The organism is Rhodococcus sp. KRD197, from assembly GCF_017168235.1.
GTDB lineage: Bacteria > Actinomycetota > Actinomycetes > Mycobacteriales > Mycobacteriaceae > Rhodococcoides.
In genome coordinates, this window is sequence record NZ_JABFAO010000072.1 from 63,449 (window position 1) to 82,990 (window position 19,542).

Consider the following 19,542-nt stretch of genomic DNA (forward strand, 5'->3'; position numbering starts at 1 on the left):
GGTGAGCACTGCGGATCTCTCGGCGTTGGCGGACGCAACCGCCACCGCGGTGGGCGGTGCCGTGTCGGTGATGGATCCACAGGGCTTCGTCATCGCGTACTCGTCCGTTCCGGGCCAGCCGATCGACGACGTGCGCCGCGACGGGATTCTCGGCAAGCAGGTCCCGGCCGAGTACATGGTGCATCACCTCGACCCAGACTTTCGGCGTAGCTCGAAAGTGCACGTGGTCGACGTTCCCGGAGTGCTACCGCGACTGGCGGTGGCCGTGTCGGCCGATACCGAGTATCTCGGATCCATTTGGAGTATCGCTACCGGTGTTTCCCTACGTCCACCTGATTCCGGCGCAGTGGCGGCAATGACCCGTGCCGCAGCCGCAGCGGTGCCGCTGCTGCTGGCCCGGCGTCATCCGGCCGGTGCCGACAATCAACGGGTGCGTGCGCTACTGACCGATCCCGATACCGTCACCCCGGCCGGCAGTCGTTATACCGTGCTGGCCGCGAGAATCGATTCTGTGCAACCGGAGGCCCTCCTGGTGCAGCTGGCCGATCTGTTGGAGCTTACGTTCGGCAATGCACTGGATTCGGGCTGTGTCATCGAGGATCGCACTGTCTTGTTGGTGCTGGCGTCGGAGGACGAACGCGGTGTCCTCGACGCCGCCGAGGATGTTCGACGAAAGGCGGAGGCGGCGTTCGGTGTATCGGTGACCTTCGCGATCGGCGGGCCCGAAGCCCGGCCCACAGTGGCACGCAGGCAGGCACTCTGGGTGCTCGATGCGATCGGCGACGGCGTGACGACGACCTTCGAGCAGAATCGAGTGCCGGTCACTCTCCGTAGAGCGGGTGATGCACTCTCGGACCTGCCGTTGGCGATACCGGCCGTCGAGAAGATGCTTGCTTGCGACGCCGCCGAAGGTACCGAGTACGCCGCGACGGTGCTGGCGCTGTTGACGCACGAATCGAATGTTGCCGCCGCATCGGCATCGTTGTATCTGCACGCCAACACCTTTCGCTACCGACTGCGGCGGACAAAGGAGCTGTTCGGTCTCGATCTCGACGACGGGGACACTCGACTGTTGGTGTGGATGTCGCTACGGCTCACGACCGGGCGGTGAGGACTTTTCCTGGATTGAGTAAGTAGTGTGGGTCGAGTAATTCCTTGATGCCGCGCTGCAGTTCCGCTGCGACCGAATCGAGCTCGGTTTCGAGGAGATCCCGTTTGAGCAGTCCGACTCCGTGCTCGCCGGTGATGGTTCCGCCGAGCGAGAGCGCGAATGCTGCGATCTCGTCGAATGCCCGTTGTGCGGCCGTCAACGATGCCGGGTCCGCCGGATTCACGATGACCGTGGGATGGATGTTGCCGTCACCCGCGTGGCCGACGACGCCGATGACGATTCCGATGCGCTCGGCAATGTGTCCTACTTCGTCGATCATCGCGGCCAGCTGCGAAATAGGTACGGATACATCGTCGACCAATGGCGAACCCAGACGCTCGAGCGCGGGGTACGCCAAGCGACGGGCCTGAACGAGTTGCTGCGACTCGATCTCGTCCTCGGCGACAGCAACATCCGTCGCGCCGGATTCGGTGCACAGCGCGGCGATGAGTTCCAGTTCCTGCACCGCGCCTGCGCCGATATCGGATTGGGCGATCAGTACGGCTGCGGCGTCGGTACCGAAGTCCATACGCGCGTACGCGTCGATCGCGGCGATGGTGGTGCGGTCCAACAGCTCGAACAGGCTCGGCGTGATACCCGCGGCACGGATGCGCGTCACCGCCTCTCCTGCAGCGACGGTGGACGGAAAGGTCGCGGCCATTGTGAGCGGGGTGGCGGCCGGGAAGTCGAGGCCGACTGTGGCCTCGGTGATGATGCCGAGCGTGCCCTCTGATCCGACGAACAGGTCTGCCAGGGAGAGTCCGGCCACGCCCTTGACCGTGCGTCGACCGACGAAGGTGGCCCGGCCGTCGGCGAGCACGACACGCAGACCTCGGACGAATCGCGCAGTGACGCCGTACTTCACACAGCACAGGCCCCCTGCATTGGTGGCGATGTTGCCACCGATGGTCGACGCCTCCCAGCTGGACGGGTCGGGCAGATACGTCAAGCCTTGCTGTTGGGCAGCCTCCTTGAGCTCCTTGTTGGTGACGCCGGGTTGCACGACTGCGACGCGATTGACGACGTCGAGTTCGATGATCTTGTTCATGCGCCGGGTGTTGAGGGCAATGGCTCCGACGCTGGCATTCGCTGCCCCGGCCAGGCCGGTCAACGCTCCCTGTGGGACGACGGGAATGCGGTGCGCCGATGCGATATTCATGATGGCCTGAACATCGGATTCCGTGGTCGGCAGTACCGCCGCCAGTGGCAGGGCAGATTCACAGAGAGCTGCCGAGTCGTGTCGGTAGCTCTCGAGGATATCCGGGTCGGTCACCACCGCATCGGTGCCGAGCGCACGCATCAGTTCGTCGATGATCGCATTCTCGTGTTCGGGGATTGCCGGCACAGCCATGAGTTCGAGTATGGCCTTCCGTCACTGCCGCTGTCTGCGTCGTTTCGGACGAATCGAACGGCTCCGATCGGTAGTTTCCGACGAAATTGGGCACGTACCCCCGGTCATGATCGGTACCACCTTGACAAATCATCGTGTCGCCGGTCACAGTGATTACCGACCGAACGGACGGTGAGTTTCAGCCGGACTTTCGGTAGTCGAAATTCGTCGTTCTTCACCCTCGCCCCGCCCCACGACACTCCGAATTGCCGCTCTCATGCCCGAGCGCCGGAACCCGAACGAAACGAGACAAGTCGATGTCAACACAGGTCGAGACGCCCACCGGGGTGTCGCGTGAGCATCGCCGCGCCGCGATGGCCAGCATGGTCGGAACCACTGTCGAGTGGTACGACTTCTTCATCTACGCGCAGGCAGCGTCGCTGATCTTCGCCCAGTTGTTCTTCGCACCCATGGGGTCGTCCGGGCAGCTCGTCGCCTACGTCACCATCGGCATCAGCTTCGTTTTCCGCCCCCTCGGGGCCATCGTCGCCGGTTACTTCGGTGACAAGATCGGACGCAAGAAGGTCCTCATCGCCACCCTCACGCTGATGGGTGCTGCCACCGTGGGTATGGGTCTGCTCCCCACGTACGCGACCATCGGCATCTGGGCGCCGATCATCCTGATCGTGCTGCGCATCCTGCAGGGATTCTCCACCGGCGGTGAATGGGGCGGCGCGGCATTGATGGCCGTCGAGCACGCCCCGAAGGGCAAGCGTGGAATCTACGGTGCCGCAACCCAGATGGGTGTTCCTCTCGGCATGCTCATCGCGGTGGGAACGTTGGCACTGTGCACCGGTCTGCTCAGTGAAGAGCAGTTCGAGGCCTGGGGTTGGCGCATTCCGTTCCTCATCAGCTTCGTGCTGATCCTCGTCGGTTTCTACATCAGGCGCCGCGTCGAGGAGACCCCGGTGTTCAAGGAGCTCTCAGAACGTAAGGAGCGCAACCACACTCCGGTCCGCGCACTGTGGCGTACCAACAAGAAGCAGGTCATGCTGGCTGCATTGTCGTTCATCGGCACCAACGGCAACGGGTACATCATCGTCGGCGGCTTCATCGTGGCGTACTCGACGCGTGAACACGGGCTGGCTCGCGTGGACGTGTTGGTGGCCAGCTTGTTCGCGGCCATCGTCTGGGGCGTGTTCACTCTGCTCGGCGCGCATCTGTCCGATCGCTACGCCCGGACCACCATCATGAATCTCGGCAACGCGGCAATGGTGTTGTGCGCTATCCCGTTCTTCCTGCTCGTCGACACCGGTGAGCTGCACTGGATCTACCTGGCCCTCGGACTGTTCGCCGTCGGACTCGGGCTGTCCTACGGACCTCAGCCGGCTCTGTACGCCGAGATGTTCCCCGCAGCAGTTCGATTCAGTGGTGCGTCCATCGGCTACGCCATCGGCACCGTGCTCGGTGGAGCGTTCGTCCCGACGATCTCCGAAGCCCTGTTCAAGGGAACCGGAACATCGATGTCGATCTCGATCTACCTGATGATCCTGGCCGCGATCTCCTTCGTGGCGACCTCGCGTATCAAGAACCGTAGGGACGAGGATTTGAACGTCTGACGCATTTTGTGTCGAAAGCCCCGGAACCATCATGGTTTCGGGGCCTTCGTCTCTAAATGGATAGGTACGAGAGGCGACCAGCCGACTGCTGTAGGGCTGGTCAGGGGCCATCCAGACTGGGTTCTTCCGCCTCCATCAATTCGACGTCCTCGGGCGACAGAATCTCGTTCGGATCGTATTCCTTGGTCAGTTGGCTGGTTTCGGCCGAGTTCGGCTCGGCACCAAGGACGATCTGCAGGCCCCGCGTCAAAGGTTCGGTCAACTCGGACGGTCCGATGGTCTCGGCGAAGGCCGCGCCGACCGCGTCTGCGGCAAGAATTTCACCGAGGACCGACGAGGACAGCTCGATATCGTGACCGGCGACGTCGGATGACGTCGTGCACGACTGAAAGTAGATGGGGACTATCGATTGTGCAGTTTCCCACTGGCTCTCCAGGCCAGCATCAACGGCGGCGGCACGCAGTTGGGCACGTATCGCCGCTGCATCCGATACCCGCATCGGCGGTGCATCGCGAACCGACTCGACGTATTGTTCGTACCCGTCGCCGGCGAACTCTTCGACCACCTCGATGACGGATGACCAACTCGGTCCCAGCATTTGATTCAGACTCTGCTCAGTGACCTCGAACGTCGAGATATGTCGCGCGTCAGCGGCGTAGTACTCCGCGGTGTCGCGAATGGGATCCAAGCCGTTTTCCGGACTGGGAGCCGCTACCCATAGGGCTTCGGCGATGGACGCGTCACCGGGGACAGTGCTTGCACGGTCTGCGGCCTGACTGGACGTAAGCTGCCCATCGACAGCAAGGTCAGGCCCCGGCACGATGCCGTTGACCAGCAGAAGCTCCCCCGCAGTCCTGGAGAGCTCCGTCAACCGACGAGCCGGGTCGACGTTCTTGTCCGCGGGACTATCAGGTGCGCAGGTGTTCCCGCGGAGATACGGATCGACAACGGCTTCTGCTGGGGGTTGTTCGTCTGCAGTGTGGCCATCTCCGCATGCACCCAGTGCGGCCACAACCACGACTCCACAAGCGAGCGACACGAGCCTGGAGCGACGAAAGACCATCAGCGAAGCATATGGCCAACAAATACCCAGCGCGTACCGATCCATACCTAGCAAGCAGCGGGCTGAGTGTCTAGTCGTAGATGATGTCGGCCCCCGTTCGCCTCAGTTCTTCAAGGCCTGCCCGGAACTGGTGGAGATACTCGGGGGAGTGTTCGACCCAGTCGAGCATCTCTCCGACTATCTTCACCGGGTTCGGGCTCCGGAAGGAGTGAGTCGGGTTGCCGGGGAACTTCTTGTCGGTGACGTTCGGGTCGTCTTCGACATCGCCGTCCGGCTCGACGATGTACACCCGGGTGCGGCCCTGTCCGGTCGCCATCTCTGCCGCGAGAACCGCGTTGTCCAACACTTTCGTCATGTAGATGTTGTTCGAGATCAGCTCGGAACGGTAATTGGATCGATACCCCGGTCTGAGAAAGTCCCCGACTTGCAGGTCGGCTTTGGTGCCGTGGAAGTACGCGCCCGATTCGTGTAGCTGGAACTGCGGTGGTATGTCTGCGATGTCTGCCATCGATAGCCCCCTCGTGTGGTGATGTGCCGGACGAGTGTGCACGCCGTAGGGGGTCTTGCCGCAAGCCCCTATCACGCAGCTACAGTGAAGAGGGATAGAAAGCAGCCTGGGGTGGGCGCCGCCAACCCCAGCGCGCGTCAGCACTATCTCGACTGTTCGACGTGGGCACTGAAGCATTCTGCAGCCCAATAGCTGCCGTCCCTGGTGTCTGGATTTCTTGGGACCTCCGACGAGAGCGAAGTACGCGGGAGCTGGTCGTCCTGGCATTCTATGTTCTGTTCTGCCTATCGCAATGGTCGATGCGTACCCGTTCGAGAAGATCGAGAGCATGTAGGCAGCTGACCAGTCGCTCGAGCTCGAGTTATCCGTGCGTATGCAACGGCCGTCCCGACAGCGCCATCATCGCCTCACCGAGTGCCTCGTTCTGCGTGGGGTGAGCGTGCACGAAGCTGCCGACCTCCGACGGCAATGCTTCCCATGCGACCGCGAGTTGCGCCTCGCCGATCAATTCACCCACCCGGTCGCCGACAAGATGGACGCCGACGACCGGGCCGTCCTCACGTGCGCGAATCACCTTGACTCCGCCCGCGGTGGAGAGGATTCGGCTCTTGCCATTGCCGCCGAGGTCGTAGACCACGGACGTGACGGTGCCGTACTTCTCCTCCGCTGCCTTCTCTGTGAGTCCCACTGACGCGACCTCGGGATGCGAATACGTGACTCGCGGAACGACATCGCCGTCGATCCTGGCTGGCTTCAGCCCCGCGATGTGTTCGGCGACAAATATGCCATGCTGAAAACCACGATGCGCCAGCTGATATCCAGCCACGATGTCGCCGACGGCATAGACGCCGTCCGCGGTGGTGAGCAGATTCTCGTCCACAGTGACGAAGCCCCGTTTGGTGGCGATGCCCTGCTCGACCAGACCCAGACCGTCGGTGCGGGGTCCACGGCCAACGGACACCAGGACGAGATCGGCAGTGAGGGTGTCTCCGGATGACAATGCCACCGAAACGTCGTCGGGGGATTCGGTGACGGTCTCGACCTTGTTGCCGGTACGAATGTCGATGCTGCGCTTGCGTAATGCCTTGGTGAGTTGCTTCGAGGCCCATTCGTCTTCACCGGGAACGATGCGATCGAGTGCCTCGACGACGGTGACCTTGGCGCCGAACGATGCCCAGATGCTGGCGAATTCGATGCCGATCACACCGCCGCCGAGCACGACGACCGACTCCGGCACCCGATCCAGCGAAAGTGCGCTGTCACTGGTGAGCACACGCGGCCCGAGTTCGATTCCCGGCACGGTGCGCGAATAAGACCCGGTGGCGAGAACCAGCGAGGACCCGGTGATACGTCGACCCTCCACTTCGACGGTGCGAGGACCGACCACCTGGCCACGGCCGGAGACGATCTCGATGCCCGGACGCGTCAGTAGGCCCTGTAGTCCGGCGTACAGGCCAGCGACCACGCTGCGCTGGTAGGCCAGTGCCGCAGGCATATCCACACCCGTCAACGATGCCGTGACGCCGACATGCGCCGAACCGCGCACCGCGTCGGCCACCTCGGCGGTGTGCAGCAGGGCCTTGGTCGGTATGCACCCGCGGTGCAGGCACGTTCCGCCGAGTTTGTCCTCCTCGATCAGTGCTACCGACAAGCCGAGCTGTTCGGCCCGCAGCGCACACGAGTAGCCGCCCGAGCCGCCTCCGAGAACGACGATGTCGACATCGCTCATCGGACGCCGCCCAGCGCGAGAACGGGGTTTTCGATGTAGTCGGCGACGGTGCGAAGGAACCCGCCCGCCACTCCGCCGTCGCACACGCGGTGATCGAAGGCGAGCGCGAGCTGGGCGACTTTCCGAACCACGAGTTGGCCGTCGACGACCCAGGGGCGGTCGATGATGCGTCCGATACCCAGGATCGCGGCCTCGGGGTGATTGATGATCGCGGCGGAACCGTCGACCCCGAACACGCCGTAGTTGTTGAGGGTAAAGGTGCCACCGGTCAGTCTCGCCGGTGGAAGTGAGCCGGTCCTTGCGAGATCCGTGGCTTCCGTCAGCCGTTCGGCGAGTTCGCGCAGATCGGCCTTGTCGGCCTGGGGGATGACGGGAACCATCAGACCACGGTCTGTCTGTGCGGCGATGCCGAGTCCGACGTTCTCATAGCGAAGAATTTCGCTCGCGGCGGTATCGACCGTGCTGTTGAGCTCGGGGAACTTGGCCAGCGCGATCAAGGTGAGTTTGGCGAGAACCGCCAGCAGCGTCACCTTAACCCCGTCGATGGAGGCGTCGAGGTCGCGTCGGGCCTGCAGCAGAGCCGTCGCGTCGACGTCGACCCAAACGGTCGCCTCGGGGATCTCGGTTCGGCTCCGAGTCAGCTTCTCGGCGATGACCTTGCGAATGCCGGTGATGGGAATGCGGGTGATTCCGGCATCAGTGTGCGCGGGGGTAGCGAGGGCGCGTTCGACGTCGGCTCGGGTGATGATGCCGTGTGTGCCTGCGGTCTCGATGTTGGCCAGATCGAGCCCGCCCTGCAGCGCCATGCTCCGGACGATGGGGGAGAGCACCTTCGGTGCTTGTGAGCGGAAAGTCGTAGCCTGGGTCGAGTTTCCGCTCACCTGCGGCGGACCCGCCTCGGATGCGTGTGCGCGGCGCCGACGCTTTCCTGCGGGCCCGTGGCCGGTTCCGTAGCCAATCAGTACATTTCCCGAGCCGGCGCGTTCCTCTTCGCGGTGCTGCTCGTGCATTGCCGGGGTGATCGCGGCACCGGTGATGCTGATCAGCGGCGTACCCACAGCGAGAGACGTGCCCTCGGCGGCATGCAGTCCACCGACGACACCCTCGAACGGGCAGGGAACCTCGACCGACGCCTTGGCTGTCTCTACCTCGACGACGACCTGATCGATCGTGACGGTATCGCCCGCCTTGACCTTCCATTCGACGACGACGGCGTCGGTAAGGCCCTCGCCGAGGTCGGGAAGCATGAAGACCTGCTCGGTCATACCGATACCGCCTTGCTGAGGTCAGGGGTGTCGTTCCACTGCAGGCGCTCGATGGCGTCGAGGACTCGATCAGCAGACGGAAGGTGGAAGTGTTCGAGTTTCGGTGCGGGATAGGGGATGTCCAACCCGCCTACCCGTAGAACCGGTGCATGCAGGTGATGGAAGCACCGCTCCTGCACCCGTGCTGCGATTTCGGCACCTACTCCCGCGAAACTCTGGGCTTCCTGAACCACGACGCACCGGCCGGTCTTGCGCACCGAAGCGGCAACGGTGGCGTCGTCGAACGGACTGAGCGATCGAAGGTCGACGACCTCGGCGTCCCGTCCGTCCTCGGCCGCGAACTCCGCTGCCTGCAACGCAACCGAGACGGTAGGCCCGTAGGCGAGGATCGTCACATCGGTGCCGGGGCGACGAACGACAGCGGTACCGATCGGCTCGGTTTTGGTCAGCTCGATATCGTCCTTGGAGAAGTACAACCGCTTCGGTTCGAGGAAGATCACTGGATCGGGATCTGCGATGGCGTCACGCATCAGCGAGTAGGCGTCGGCGACGGTGGACGGGGATACGACCTTTAGTCCGGGGGTGTGCGCGTAGTACGCCTCGGAGGAGTCGCAGTGATGCTCGACGCCACCGATGCCACCCGCGAACGGAATTCGGATCACCATCGGAGCCGTCAATGATCCACGGGTGCGGTTCCGCAACTTGGCTACGTGCGAGACGATCTGCTCGAAAGCAGGGTAGGCGAAGGCGTCGAACTGCATCTCGACGACCGGCTTGTACCCCGACATCGCCATTCCGATCGCAAAGCCCACGATGCCGGACTCGGCGAGCGGGGTGTCGAAGCATCGGCCGTCGCCGAAGTCGCGTGTCAACCCGTCGGTGACGCGGAAGACGCCACCGAGTGTTCCGACATCCTCGCCGAACACGACGACCTTCTCGTCCTCGGTCAAGGCGTCGCGCAGTGCGGCGTTGAGCGCTCCGGCCATGGTCATCGAGGTCATGACAGTTCTCCTGCTGCGATTTCGGCGGCAACCTGAGTCCGTTGGTCGATCAAGTTGGGGGTGGGGGCGGAGTAGACGAACCGGAAGAGATCCTCGGGATCGACTTGTTGCTCGACGTTCATTCCGGCACGAAGCGCCGCCGCGTCGGCATCGGCAGAGGTGGTCATCTGCTCGCGGAGGTCGTCGGTGAGAACGCCCCTGGCGTCGAGGTAGGAATCGAGGCGAGAGAGCGGATCGCGGGCAAGCCATCCTTCGACCTCGTCGGCCTTGCGGTATCTGGTGGCGTCGTCGGCGTTGGTATGTGCGTCCATGCGGTAGGTGTGTGCTTCGACCACCACCGGACCCCGGCCCGCGCGAACGTAGTTCACGGCCTCGTCCATGACGGACATCATCGCGATCGGATCGTTCCCGTCCACCTGTTCGCTGCCGATTCCGTAACCGACGCCCTTGTGTGCCAGGGACGGCGCGGCGCTCTGCCGAGCCAGCGGAACGCTGATCGCAAACCCGTTGTTCTGCACCAGAAATATCACTGGAGCACGGAAGACGGCAGCAAAGTTGAGAGCTTCGTGGAAGTCGCCCTCACTCGTTGCGCCGTCGCCGCAGAAAGCCAGTGAGATGGTGTCGCGCCCCTGCTTCGCTTCGGCGTATGCGAATCCGGTGGCGTGCAGCAGTTGCGTTGCGAGCGGGGTGCATTGAGGCGCAATTCGATACTGCTTCGGGTCGTACCCGCAGTGCCAGTAGCCGGCGAGCATTCCGAGCAGTTCGACCTGGTTCACACCTCGTGCCGCGAGGGTCATCGAGTCGCGGTACGTCGGGAACATCCAATCCTGCTCGCCCAGGCACAGCGCAGCCGCGATCTGGCACGCCTCCTGCCCGCGCGCAGACGGATAGACCGCCAGCCTTCCCTGCTTGGTCAGCGCGGTTGCCTGCTGATCAAATCGACGGCCGTGCACCATAGCGCGGTACATCTCGAGCAATCGATCATCTGACGCGCGTGCGTATCGTGCCGCGCTCTCGACGCCGGTGCCGTCGGGCGCCAGATACTGCACCGGGTGCTCGGCAGGCATGAACCGCTGGTACGACGCGGCCGCGTTCGTCTCGACAGTCGTCATAGAACACTCTCCTGGTATCGACTTTGTACAGCGATTCTGGCGCAGTTGGAGATCGATGAGTCGATACGCCGTAGCATTGCAGACGTATGGTCGAGATTGGGTCGGCACTGATGACAATCGTCTGGTGCAATGCCGGAATGAGCACGTGGGAGCGGACGTATGGACGACGTGAAGAGTCGAGTCGAACTCGACGACGTGGATCGCCGAATTCTCGACGAGTTGTCGGGCGATGGACGGGTCTCGATGCGAGTGCTGGCCGAACGGCTCAATCTCTCTCGCGCGCATACGTATACGAGGGTGGACCGCCTGAAGGATTCGGGAGTCATCGAACGTTTCACGGTGCAGGTCGATCACGCGGTGGCCGGCCTCGGTACGTCGGCCTTCATCGCCATGTCCATCAGGCAGGATTCGTGGCGTTCGGTGTCGGACCGCTTGCGGTCGATGCCGTTCGTGGACCACTTCAGTCTGCTCGGCGGAGACTTCGACGTGCTCGTCCTTGTGCGCACCCCGGACAACGAAACGCTGCGGCACGTGGTCCTCGAAGGACTCCAGGCACTGGACGGGGTGCGCTCGACCCGAACGTGGCTGATCTTCGACGAGGCGCGGGGCGGGTTGAGCGAACCGATACCTCAGACCGGTCGGTAGCCGGGTCGGTAGTGTCGTCGTCTGCGCAGTTTCTAGCGATTGCAGAGTGCTCTGCCTATGAAGGGAAGCAACTTATGACAGATGATCGGACGACCGCAGGACCGCTCTGGGCACTCGAAGGAGGATCCCCGACGGTCGACCCGGAGGCATGGGTTGCTCCTACCGCGACAGTAGTGGGTCGTGTAAGCGTCGAGGCGTCATCAGGAATCTGGTACGGCGCTGTACTGCGAGCCGAGTTCGAGGACATCACGATCGGCGAGGGCAGCAATCTTCAGGACGGTGTGGCCGCGCACGTCGACCCGGGGTTCCCGTTGACGGTCGGCAAGAACGTCAGTGTCGGACACAATGCGGTCCTGCACGGGTGCACGATCGGCGACGGCAGCCTCGTCGGCATGGGCGCGATCGTCATGAACGGCGCTGTCATCGGTGAAGGCAGCTTGGTCGCAGCAGGCGCTCTCGTCCTCGAAGGCATGCAGGTTCCGCCGCGATCGCTGGTTGCGGGTGTGCCGGCCAAGATTCGTCGCGAACTCACCGAGGACGAGGTGGGGCACAACGGGCTCAACGCTGCGGTGTACCGAGAATTGCTGAAGCAGCACCGATCCGCGAAGCCCGTGCAGTAGGGGCTGTTTCGGGCGTGTTCAGCGTTCGGGTCGCAGTAGGCCGGTCAAGATGTGTGCTTGTTCGAGCAACAGGGTGCCGAGTTCGTGGTGGCGTTCCGGTCGAAAACGCGTCTCGACGCCCGTCAGGCTCAATGCCCACGCGGGCTTGCCGGTGCGATCGAAAACCGCCGCGCCGATTCCCCAGCTGCCTTCGACCAGCAGCGCCGGATTGACGGCATATCCGGTTTGGCGGGTCGCATCGATTCGTCTCGTCAACGCCTCCGGCGAATGCTCCGGTCCCCATTCGGGCTGCAGGTCGGTTCTCTGCAGATAGTCGACGATCTCGCGGTCGGGGAGATGCGCAAGTATCACCATGCCCGCCGACGCCACACCGAGCGGAAATCTGATGCCCTCGTACAGGACATGAGAGCGCAGCGGGAATCTCCCGTCTTCGCGAAGCAGACAGACTGTCTCGTCGCCGCGGCGTGCGGACAAGAATGCACTCTCACCGCTGACCGCGGCAAGAGTGTGTACGACGCGTCGCGCCTGGTCGGTGATGTCGTAGCGGCCCGCGGCGGCCGATCCGAGCAGGTACATCTCCGGTCCGAGCGTCCACCTGCCGCTCGCGGCATCTCGGTCGAGAAACCCCTCGTCCGCCAGAGATGACAGGAGTCGGTGTGCCGTCGGGCGAGCCAGCATGGTGGCACGGGCCAACTCTGTGGTGGATCCGCCCTCAGGCTCGGCCGCACCGACGGCACGGAGAAGCGCAGCGGTGCGGGCTATGACGTTCGGGGGGACATTCGGCGGTCCGTGTGGGGGCACGGCCTGACTGTAGCAAGCGTTCACTCAGTGAACGCATCAAGTTCGATGGTTCGCCACGCGACCACTTCCGGGTCGATTCTCGGTATCCCCTTCCTGCAATCGGGAGTTCAGCGTCTACTGAGTGCAATGGTGCAGCGCGTTCGCTGTGCGGACAGGCAGCGTGGACAGAGGAGGAGACTTCAGTGGCAGGGAAGGTGTACGAGTCAGCGGCTTCAGCCGTGGCGGACATCGGTGACGGCGCGAGCGTGGCAGTCGGCGGTTTCGGCCTGTGCGGGATTCCCGACGCCTTGATCGAGGCCATCGCGGACACGGAGGCCACCGATCTGGAGGTGTTTTCAAACAACTGCGGCGTCGACGACCACGGACTCGGGATTCTGCTCTCGATCGGTCGCATTCGACGGGTCACGGCCTCGTACGTGGGGGAGAACAAGGAATTCGCCCGGCAGTACTTGGCCGGTGAACTCGAGGTCGAACTCACCCCGCAGGGCACTCTCGCCGAGCGTCTGCGCGCCGGCGGTACCGGAATTCCCGCGTTCTTCACTCCCGCGGGTGTCGGCAGCCCCATCGCTGACGGTGGTATGCCTTGGCGCTACAACCCAGACGGAACCATTGCCATCGCGTCGCCGCCGAAAGAAACCCGGGTCTTCGGAGCTCGGCGGTACGTGTTGGAGGAGGCGATCAATGCGGACTTCGCGCTGGTGCACGCCGCGCTCGGCGATACCGAAGGCAACCTGGTGTTCGACAAGACCGCAATGAACTTCAATCCGTTGGCAGCGATGGCAGGGAAAGTGACTCTCGCGCAGGTGGAGCGGCTCGTCGAACCCGGTGAGATCGATCCGGGAGCAGTGCATTTGCCAGGGGTTTTCGTGCAGCGGATCGTGTGCACCGGACCGCAGAACACGCGAATCGAAAAGCGCACCGTCAATGCAGGAGGACGAGCATGAGCACGGCAGTAGCAGGGTGGACCCGTGAGAACATGGCCGAGCGGGCCGCCGCCGAGATGATCGACGGCGAGTACGTCAACCTCGGAATCGGCTTGCCCACAATGATTCCCGGATACCTGACAGCCGAGGTGCGAGTGGTTCTCCACTCCGAGAACGGCATTCTCGGCACCGGGCCGTACCCGACAGAGGCGACCATCGACGCCAACCTCATCAACGCGGGCAAGGAAACCGTCACCGTCGAATCCGGGGCGTCGTACTTCGATTCCTCGCTCTCGTTCGGGATGATCCGCGGCGGACACATCGACACAGCTGTGCTCGGCGGCATGCAGGTCTCGCGCACCGGCGATCTGGCCAACTGGATGGTGCCGGGCAAGATGGTCAAGGGCATGGGCGGCGCAATGGATCTCGTGCACGGCGCCCGCCGAGTCATCGTCGTCATGGAACACACCGACCGCGAGGGCAATCCGAAAATCCTCGACGCCTGCACACTGCCGTTGACCGGCCAAGGCGTCGTGAACCGAATCATCACGAACCTAGCGGTCATCGATGTGGTGGGCGACGGAACTCTGGCGCTGGTCGAACTCGCACCCGGCGTCACCCGCGAGCAGGTAGAGGCCGCAACTTCAGTTCCACTCGCCTGAATCGAGCGCACTCTGGTTAGGGTGGAGAGATGTTCGTCAACTCCGCCACCACATTCGTCGCGGACGCACTCCGCGGTCTCGTCGCATCCACCACGGACATCGCCTGGCACGCCGATCCCGGTTTCCTGACGCGAAAGGAGCCGCTCACGTCGGGGCGAGTGGCTCTGCTCTCGGGCGGTGGGTCGGGTCACGAGCCGATGCATGCCGGATTCATCGGCGCAGGAATGCTCACCGGTGTCTGCCCGGGACTGGTGTTCACTTCGCCGAACGCGCTACAGGTGCACGAGGCTTCCAGGGCCGTCAGCGTCGGCGGCGGTGTGTTGCACATCGTCAAGAACTACACCGGCGATGTCATGAACTTCTCCATCGCGCGAGAGCTGTTGCACGAGTACGACATCGAATCCGATCATGTCCTCGTAGACGACGATGTCGCATCCGAACGAGCCGATGGCGACGGACCCGGTCGGCGCGGAACAGCAGCGACCGTCATCGTCGAAAAGATCTGTGGTGCTGCAGCCGAACGCGGTGACACGCTCGGTGCGGTTGCCTCGGTGGGCCGAAGAGTGGCGGAGAATTCGCGGAGTATGGCTGTGGCAGTCAGTCCGTGCACGCTGCCCGGTGCGAGCGAGCCGTCGTTCGACCTCCCAGAGGGTGAGATCGAACTCGGCATCGGTATTCACGGGGAGCGCGGAACCGAGCGGGTGCCGGCGATGCCCGCTCAGGACCTCGTCGCAGCGCTGACTCAGCCGGTGATCGATTCGCTCGGACTCGAACGGGGCGAATCCGTCATTGCTTTCGTCAACGGACTCGGTGCCACGCACCCGATGGAGCTGCAGCTTCTCTACGGTGAACTGGCAGAGTTCCTGTCCGACAAAGGAATTCTGATCGCCAGGCCACTGGTGGGTAGTCTCGTCACAGCGCTGAACATGGGCGGTGCGTCGATCACGCTCGTTCGCGTGGACGACGAGATCCTCGAACTTTTCGACGCCCCGACCGACGCGCCGGCATGGCCGAATGTCAGTGCCGGCAATGATTCGATCCTCCCGGAACGGGGCGGCTTCGGCCCCAGTTTCTCCCCGACCGAAACCGACAGTGTCCGAGACGAGTTCATCTCCGCATGGATGGCGAGCTGGGTCGAGCGGGTGCTGGCAGAAGAGCCGTCGCTGACCGATCTGGACCGGCGTGCCGGTGACGGTGACTTCGGTACCAATATGGTTGCCGCGCTGGGGCAGGTCGACTTGGCCGCGATCCGCGACAGCTACTCTGCGCGGACAATCTTCGAGGCCGTGTCCGATTCGTACTTGGGGAACGCAGGCGGCACCTCGGGAGCTCTGTTCGGGATATGGTTCCGGCAGTTCTACAACTCGCTCACCACGGTCGACCTCGAGAACATCACCGCTGCTGCCCGCGGCGGCCTGGACAAGATCACCGAACTCGGCGGGGCGCGCACCGGCGACAAGACCATGGTCGACGCCATCGCCCCGGCCGTTGAGGCACTCGAAGGTGCAGCCGATCTCGGCGAGGGTCTGCGGGCCGCCGCGGCCGCCGCGCACGAGGGTGTCCGCTCGACCGAGCATCTCACCGCCAATAGAGGACGCGCGTCCTACGTCGGCGACGCGGCGAAAGGCGTCGTCGATCCGGGTGCGCTGGTGATCGCCTGGTTCTTCGAGGCCGCCTCAGACGCGCACTGACCCCGCGCTACGCGCGAACCGAATCCACGAAGACGCGGGCTACAGCTTCGAGCCCGGTCTGATCGTCCGCGTCGAACCGATCGACGGCGGGGCTGTCGAGGTCGAACACCCCGATCAATCTTTGCCCGTCGTAGAGCGGAACCACCAGCTCCGAGCGGGTGGCCGCGTCGCACGCGATGTGCCCGGCAAAAGCGTGCACATCGGGCACTCGCTGCGTTTCACCTGTTTTCGCAGCGGCGCCACACACACCCTTGTCCAACGCGATACGCACACACGCCGGCCGACCCTGGAACGGTCCGACCACCAACTCGGTGCCGTCGAAAAAGTAGAAACCAACCCAGTTGACCTCGGCAAGAGCGTGGTAGACCAGGGCGGAGATGTTCGCGGCGTTGGCGATTCGATCCGACTCACCGGCGACGAGCGCGCTCGCCTGCTGGGTCAGCTGCGTGTACTGCTCGGTCTTGATGCCTTCGAGAGCAGCGGCAGAGAACGACATGTGGCCGAGTCTATTTCTTTGCTGCTTTCCTTCGGCCACTGAGCCGCCCGGCCGCAAAACCGACCGCGAACAGCACCAGCAGAATCAGCCACAGTGGTGATGTGACCGTCAACCAGAACATCTCGATCGTCGTGCTGTACCTGTTCTGCGCGATGAACACCGCCGCGAGGAGCACCAGCAGGATCGGTACCCAGTTCGTCTTCAGAAAGCCCACTGTTCGATCTTTTCCCGACATACCCAGCAAACTACTCGGTGACCAGTGGTTCTCGGATCCGAACCGCACTGACTGATTCGGATGTGTCGTTCGCTTCAACCCAGCGCCTGCGCAACTTTTTCTGCTGCATCGGCGGCGGGCTCGTGTTCCCACACACGCACCACCGTCCAGCCCTCGGCTTCGAGGCGTTCGTCGGTGTTGCGGTCTCGTGCCACGTTGGCCGACAGCTTGTCCGCCCACCACTGTGCGTTGTTGCGCGGCTGCGTAGCGTGAATCGGGCAGCTGTGCCAGAAACACCCGTCGACGTAGACGGCGACCTTGCGTCGCGGGAACACCACGTCCGCCCGCCGCCGCATGCCCTTCAGCGGGGCCCGATCGACGAAATATCGCAGGCCGCGGCGGTGCAGCTCACGTCGCAGCGCCACCTCCGGCTTGGTATCGCGCCTGCGCTGCTTGCTCAGCCGCGCGCTGGTGGCAGCATCGGTAAGCGGCCTGGACATAACAGCGAAGCTACCCGTCCTCGCTGTCCTCGGGCTCGGACCAGGTGGGAGCGAACTTGTTGCGACGGGTGACCTCACCGTGGACAACGGCAACGAACTCCTCGAACGACAACGTCTGCGAAACCGACGGACGGCCGTTGCGGGGAGGCGACTCGTCGACGTCGAAGAAACGCACTGCACCATCGGTGTCGTACAACCCGATGAACACTTTCTCGAACAGGTCGTAGCGGGTGTCCTCGGCGCCGAGGTCCACCCACATCCTGCCGCTCCCGCCGAGCACCGCCCGCTTACCGCGTCCGGACCGTTTCGACAGAGTCGTGACGTGATGTGCGAACGACGACTTACCGATATCGCTCGCCTTTGCGGCATCCCCGTCCTCGCAGGTGGCGAACGGGGTGAACAGGACAGCCACCAGCACGCTGTACGGCTGACGCTGGTGCAGCACCATCGCTTCACCGCGCAGTTCGTGATCATTGCGGACGATGTTCTTGGTCCAGCGACCGAACTTGCCGGACCGAGGACTGAAATCCCGGAAACTGTACGTCTTGATCGACACGCACAGAATCAGACCCAGCGTCGGGTCGAGCGCTTTGACATCGAGACGTTTGCGCCCCTTCGCGACGTCGACCTGCGCTTCCTGCCCGGCGCCCGTCGCGTCGGGAGTGATGTTCGGGTAGTGCGGCCGCAGCGCGTCGGCGACAGTTTGCGCCAGATGATTCGACAGTCGCTGCGCATAATTCTTCTTGTCGCTGCGATCGGCGTCGGGCGCAGGTTTGTCGCCGGCCAGCGCCAGCGGACGCGCGAGCGCAGGCGGGTCGGGAAACAGATGCTCGGTCATGCGGCCGGGGCTGTTCCAGAACTCGGGCTGGGGTGCCCGCCCATGCGGTCCAGATGCGTCTCGATGTCGTCGAGGAATCCCGGCACGAAACGCAGGTTGCCCGTCCGGGCCCGCTTGAGGAAGCCGGCGGTCGCGCGCGCGGACAGCAACCGCGAGTCGTCGAGGAAATCGCTCAGGTTCTCGTACGGCTCGTGCACCGGCCACGTCGAGCGATGGACCCGAAACACCGAGCCGCGCGCGCCCCACGCGGCGGTCGGCCACGCTTGCCCCGGCAGAATCTCCTCATCCTCGTGTGCGTCGTAGTGCTGTGGGCGCTCGATCTGCGAGGCCACCCAGGACGCCATCCGCACGCTCACGGCATTGCCGACGAGTTTCCACCGATGTCCCGCCCGGACACCGGGCAGCGCCAGCGCGGGCGCTGTCCAATCCGGATCGAAACCCTGCAACCGCTCCGCACCGACGATGCCCGGCGTCACGATCTCACCGGAGGGCAACCGCACAGCCGGGGGACTGGCAATGCCGATCGACGACCCGCCCTTGAGTGTCGGTACAGCATTGACGGCCCAGCCGAGCCCGCGCGTGCCCTCGGTCCAGTAGAAGCCACACGGCTGCTCGGACGGGTCGCCGTCGGGCACCGGGCCCTCATCCTGAGAGAACAGCACCTCCCGTGGATCCTCGGTCCGGGAGGCCAACATGATGACCCGTTGACGGCGCTGCGGCAGCCCGAAAGACCGAGCATCGACGACGCGGTAAGCCCACATGTAGCCGAGATCGGACAGCGCGTCGGTGATGTGCCGCATGGCCGCGCCGCGACCGAGCTGCAGCATGAACGGCACATTTTCGATCAGCAGCCAACGCGGCCCGTTGCGGCGTTTGACCAGCCGGAACACCTCGTCGACCAAGCCCGACCTGGTACCGGTGATGCCTGCAGTTCGCCCGGCCTGCGAGAGGTCTTGGCACGGAAAACCGGCGGCGACGAGCTCGGTTCCCGACGGCAAGGCGCGCAGCTTCGTGACATCGGTGTGCAACGGCACATCAGGGAAGCGGGCACCGAGCACCGCACCGGCACCCGGGTCGATCTCGCACAGCAGTTCCGTCGACCAACCCTGCTCCGCGAGCCCCAACTCGAGCCCGCCGATTCCGGCGAACAGCCCGACCATCGATCGCGAACCCACGGACACCCTTCTTTCCAAGAACTTTTCACTCTCGGGCAGAACGTTACTCGAGAACTCCGACAGGTTCGCTCACCGAGCCGATCGACACGCTTGACCTGAACAATGCTCGAGGTTCCATCATGGAATTCGTCAGCGAGAAAATCGGTTGGCGCAAGAGCTGAGGAGTGAAACCATTCACTCGCCAGCAGTGAAGGAGAATC

Annotated in this window: 20 protein-coding genes; 7 read left to right on the plus strand and 13 right to left on the minus strand. The window is 63.7% G+C overall.

Features of this window, described 5'->3' with window-relative positions:
• Position 1: 1 nt before the first annotated feature.
• A complete protein-coding gene (locus J1M86_RS26935) occupies positions 2-1,111 on the plus strand; it encodes a CdaR family transcriptional regulator (protein ID WP_206511748.1) in 1,110 nt (369 codons plus the stop codon).
• On the opposite strand, the gene J1M86_RS24710 is transcribed toward J1M86_RS26935, so the two are convergent.
• Positions 1,095-2,501: an FAD-binding oxidoreductase gene (locus J1M86_RS24710; RefSeq protein ID WP_241260638.1), complete on the minus strand. Its 1,407-nt coding sequence runs from the start codon at positions 2,499-2,501 to the stop codon at positions 1,095-1,097. The two genes, J1M86_RS26935 and J1M86_RS24710, sit on opposite strands and share 17 nt — an antisense overlap.
• Positions 2,502-2,797: 296 nt before the next feature.
• Between J1M86_RS24710 and J1M86_RS24715 the strand changes: the two genes are divergently transcribed.
• On the plus strand, positions 2,798-4,099 hold the full coding sequence (locus tag J1M86_RS24715) for an MFS transporter (protein ID WP_206511749.1): 1,302 nt from the start codon (positions 2,798-2,800) through the stop codon (positions 4,097-4,099).
• A 100-nt stretch (positions 4,100-4,199) separates the two neighbouring features.
• On the opposite strand, the gene J1M86_RS24720 is transcribed toward J1M86_RS24715, so the two are convergent.
• From J1M86_RS24720 to J1M86_RS24745, 6 genes are all read right to left on the minus strand, one after another.
• Entirely contained in the window at positions 4,200-5,162 is a 963-nt protein-coding gene (locus tag J1M86_RS24720; protein ID WP_206511750.1) for a hypothetical protein, read from the minus strand.
• Between the two features lie 70 nt (positions 5,163-5,232).
• Positions 5,233-5,670 (minus strand): NAD(+)--rifampin ADP-ribosyltransferase, encoded by a 438-nt coding sequence (arr, locus tag J1M86_RS24725; protein WP_206511751.1) that lies wholly within the window; start codon positions 5,668-5,670, stop codon positions 5,233-5,235.
• Between the two features lie 361 nt (positions 5,671-6,031).
• Positions 6,032-7,399: a dihydrolipoyl dehydrogenase gene (lpdA, locus tag J1M86_RS24730; RefSeq protein ID WP_206511752.1), complete on the minus strand. Its 1,368-nt coding sequence runs from the start codon at positions 7,397-7,399 to the stop codon at positions 6,032-6,034.
• Positions 7,396-8,664 (minus strand): dihydrolipoamide acetyltransferase family protein, encoded by a 1,269-nt coding sequence (locus tag J1M86_RS24735; RefSeq protein WP_206511753.1) that lies wholly within the window; start codon positions 8,662-8,664, stop codon positions 7,396-7,398. Before J1M86_RS24735 ends, lpdA begins: the two co-directional genes overlap by 4 nt.
• On the minus strand, positions 8,661-9,665 hold the full coding sequence (locus tag J1M86_RS24740) for an alpha-ketoacid dehydrogenase subunit beta (protein WP_206511754.1): 1,005 nt from the start codon (positions 9,663-9,665) through the stop codon (positions 8,661-8,663). Before J1M86_RS24740 ends, J1M86_RS24735 begins: the two co-directional genes overlap by 4 nt.
• The gene (locus J1M86_RS24745) at positions 9,662-10,777 is read right to left on the minus strand and encodes a thiamine pyrophosphate-dependent enzyme (RefSeq protein WP_206511755.1); all 1,116 of its coding nucleotides are present in this window, start codon (positions 10,775-10,777) and stop codon (positions 9,662-9,664) included. The genes J1M86_RS24740 and J1M86_RS24745 overlap by 4 nt, the downstream gene beginning before the upstream one ends.
• 159 nt (positions 10,778-10,936) lie before the next feature.
• Here J1M86_RS24745 and J1M86_RS24750 point away from each other — a divergent pair, with 159 nt between their 5' ends.
• Both J1M86_RS24750 and J1M86_RS24755 read left to right on the plus strand, forming a co-directional pair.
• Complete coding sequence (locus J1M86_RS24750) at positions 10,937-11,422, plus strand: Lrp/AsnC family transcriptional regulator (protein ID WP_075838582.1); 486 nt, start codon at positions 10,937-10,939, stop codon at positions 11,420-11,422.
• Between the two features lie 74 nt (positions 11,423-11,496).
• Complete coding sequence (locus J1M86_RS24755; protein WP_075838618.1) at positions 11,497-12,042, plus strand: gamma carbonic anhydrase family protein; 546 nt, start codon at positions 11,497-11,499, stop codon at positions 12,040-12,042.
• Positions 12,043-12,060: 18 nt separating this feature from the next.
• On the opposite strand, the gene J1M86_RS24760 is transcribed toward J1M86_RS24755, so the two are convergent.
• Positions 12,061-12,843 (minus strand): IclR family transcriptional regulator, encoded by a 783-nt coding sequence (locus tag J1M86_RS24760; protein ID WP_206511756.1) that lies wholly within the window; start codon positions 12,841-12,843, stop codon positions 12,061-12,063.
• A gap of 182 nt (positions 12,844-13,025) precedes the next feature.
• Between J1M86_RS24760 and J1M86_RS24765 the strand changes: the two genes are divergently transcribed.
• From J1M86_RS24765 to J1M86_RS24775, 3 genes are read left to right on the plus strand one after another with little or no spacing between them, the layout of a single operon-like run.
• Positions 13,026-13,787 carry a CoA transferase subunit A gene (locus tag J1M86_RS24765; RefSeq protein ID WP_206511757.1) on the plus strand — a complete coding sequence of 254 codons (762 nt, stop codon included), beginning with the start codon at positions 13,026-13,028 and terminating at the stop codon, positions 13,785-13,787.
• Entirely contained in the window at positions 13,784-14,428 is a 645-nt protein-coding gene (locus J1M86_RS24770) for a 3-oxoacid CoA-transferase subunit B (RefSeq protein ID WP_206511758.1), read from the plus strand. Before J1M86_RS24765 ends, J1M86_RS24770 begins: the two co-directional genes overlap by 4 nt.
• Positions 14,429-14,457: 29 nt before the next feature.
• Complete coding sequence (locus tag J1M86_RS24775; protein ID WP_206511759.1) at positions 14,458-16,119, plus strand: dihydroxyacetone kinase family protein; 1,662 nt, start codon at positions 14,458-14,460, stop codon at positions 16,117-16,119.
• 7 nt (positions 16,120-16,126) lie between these two features.
• Here J1M86_RS24775 and J1M86_RS24780 read toward each other — a convergent pair whose 3' ends face one another.
• The 5 genes from J1M86_RS24780 to J1M86_RS24800 all read right to left on the minus strand — a co-directional run bounded on the left by J1M86_RS24780 (position 16,127) and on the right by J1M86_RS24800 (position 19,327).
• Positions 16,127-16,615, minus strand: coding sequence for a GAF domain-containing protein (locus J1M86_RS24780; protein WP_206511760.1), 489 nt, complete (start codon positions 16,613-16,615; stop codon positions 16,127-16,129).
• Positions 16,616-16,625: 10 nt separating this feature from the next.
• Positions 16,626-16,850, minus strand: coding sequence for a hypothetical protein (locus J1M86_RS24785; RefSeq protein ID WP_075838620.1), 225 nt, complete (start codon positions 16,848-16,850; stop codon positions 16,626-16,628).
• 74 nt (positions 16,851-16,924) lie between these two features.
• Entirely contained in the window at positions 16,925-17,329 is a 405-nt protein-coding gene (locus J1M86_RS24790; RefSeq protein WP_075838587.1) for a very short patch repair endonuclease, read from the minus strand.
• Between the two features lie 10 nt (positions 17,330-17,339).
• Positions 17,340-18,167 carry a hypothetical protein gene (locus tag J1M86_RS24795; RefSeq protein WP_206511761.1) on the minus strand — a complete coding sequence of 276 codons (828 nt, stop codon included), beginning with the start codon at positions 18,165-18,167 and terminating at the stop codon, positions 17,340-17,342.
• Complete coding sequence (locus tag J1M86_RS24800; RefSeq protein ID WP_206511782.1) at positions 18,164-19,327, minus strand: DNA cytosine methyltransferase; 1,164 nt, start codon at positions 19,325-19,327, stop codon at positions 18,164-18,166. Before J1M86_RS24800 ends, J1M86_RS24795 begins: the two co-directional genes overlap by 4 nt.
• Positions 19,328-19,542: the final 215 nt, after the last annotated feature.

Excerpts from the sequence above, each read along its gene's own strand:
- J1M86_RS24720 (WP_206511750.1), bottom strand. The coding sequence starts at position 5,162 with ATGGTCTTTCGTCGCTCCAGGCTCGTGTCGCTCGCTTGTGGAGTCGTG.
- J1M86_RS24755 (WP_075838618.1), top strand. The coding sequence starts at position 11,497 with ATGACAGATGATCGGACGACCGCAGGACCGCTCTGGGCACTCGAAGGA.
- J1M86_RS24750 (WP_075838582.1), top strand. The coding sequence starts at position 10,937 with ATGGACGACGTGAAGAGTCGAGTCGAACTCGACGACGTGGATCGCCGA.
- J1M86_RS24780 (WP_206511760.1), bottom strand. The coding sequence starts at position 16,615 with ATGTCGTTCTCTGCCGCTGCTCTCGAAGGCATCAAGACCGAGCAGTAC.
- J1M86_RS24795 (WP_206511761.1), bottom strand. The coding sequence starts at position 18,167 with ATGACCGAGCATCTGTTTCCCGACCCGCCTGCGCTCGCGCGTCCGCTG.
- arr (WP_206511751.1), bottom strand. The coding sequence starts at position 5,670 with ATGGCAGACATCGCAGACATACCACCGCAGTTCCAGCTACACGAATCG.
- J1M86_RS24735 (WP_206511753.1), bottom strand. The coding sequence starts at position 8,664 with ATGACCGAGCAGGTCTTCATGCTTCCCGACCTCGGCGAGGGCCTTACC.
- J1M86_RS24775 (WP_206511759.1), top strand. The coding sequence starts at position 14,458 with ATGTTCGTCAACTCCGCCACCACATTCGTCGCGGACGCACTCCGCGGT.
- J1M86_RS24715 (WP_206511749.1), top strand. The coding sequence starts at position 2,798 with ATGTCAACACAGGTCGAGACGCCCACCGGGGTGTCGCGTGAGCATCGC.
- J1M86_RS24785 (WP_075838620.1), bottom strand. The coding sequence starts at position 16,850 with ATGTCGGGAAAAGATCGAACAGTGGGCTTTCTGAAGACGAACTGGGTA.
- J1M86_RS24790 (WP_075838587.1), bottom strand. The coding sequence starts at position 17,329 with ATGTCCAGGCCGCTTACCGATGCTGCCACCAGCGCGCGGCTGAGCAAG.
- lpdA (WP_206511752.1), bottom strand. The coding sequence starts at position 7,399 with ATGAGCGATGTCGACATCGTCGTTCTCGGAGGCGGCTCGGGCGGCTAC.
- J1M86_RS24710 (WP_241260638.1), bottom strand. The coding sequence starts at position 2,501 with ATGGCTGTGCCGGCAATCCCCGAACACGAGAATGCGATCATCGACGAA.
- J1M86_RS24740 (WP_206511754.1), bottom strand. The coding sequence starts at position 9,665 with ATGACCTCGATGACCATGGCCGGAGCGCTCAACGCCGCACTGCGCGAC.
- J1M86_RS24770 (WP_206511758.1), top strand. The coding sequence starts at position 13,784 with ATGAGCACGGCAGTAGCAGGGTGGACCCGTGAGAACATGGCCGAGCGG.
- J1M86_RS24800 (WP_206511782.1), bottom strand. The coding sequence starts at position 19,327 with ATGGTCGGGCTGTTCGCCGGAATCGGCGGGCTCGAGTTGGGGCTCGCG.
- J1M86_RS24745 (WP_206511755.1), bottom strand. The coding sequence starts at position 10,777 with ATGACGACTGTCGAGACGAACGCGGCCGCGTCGTACCAGCGGTTCATG.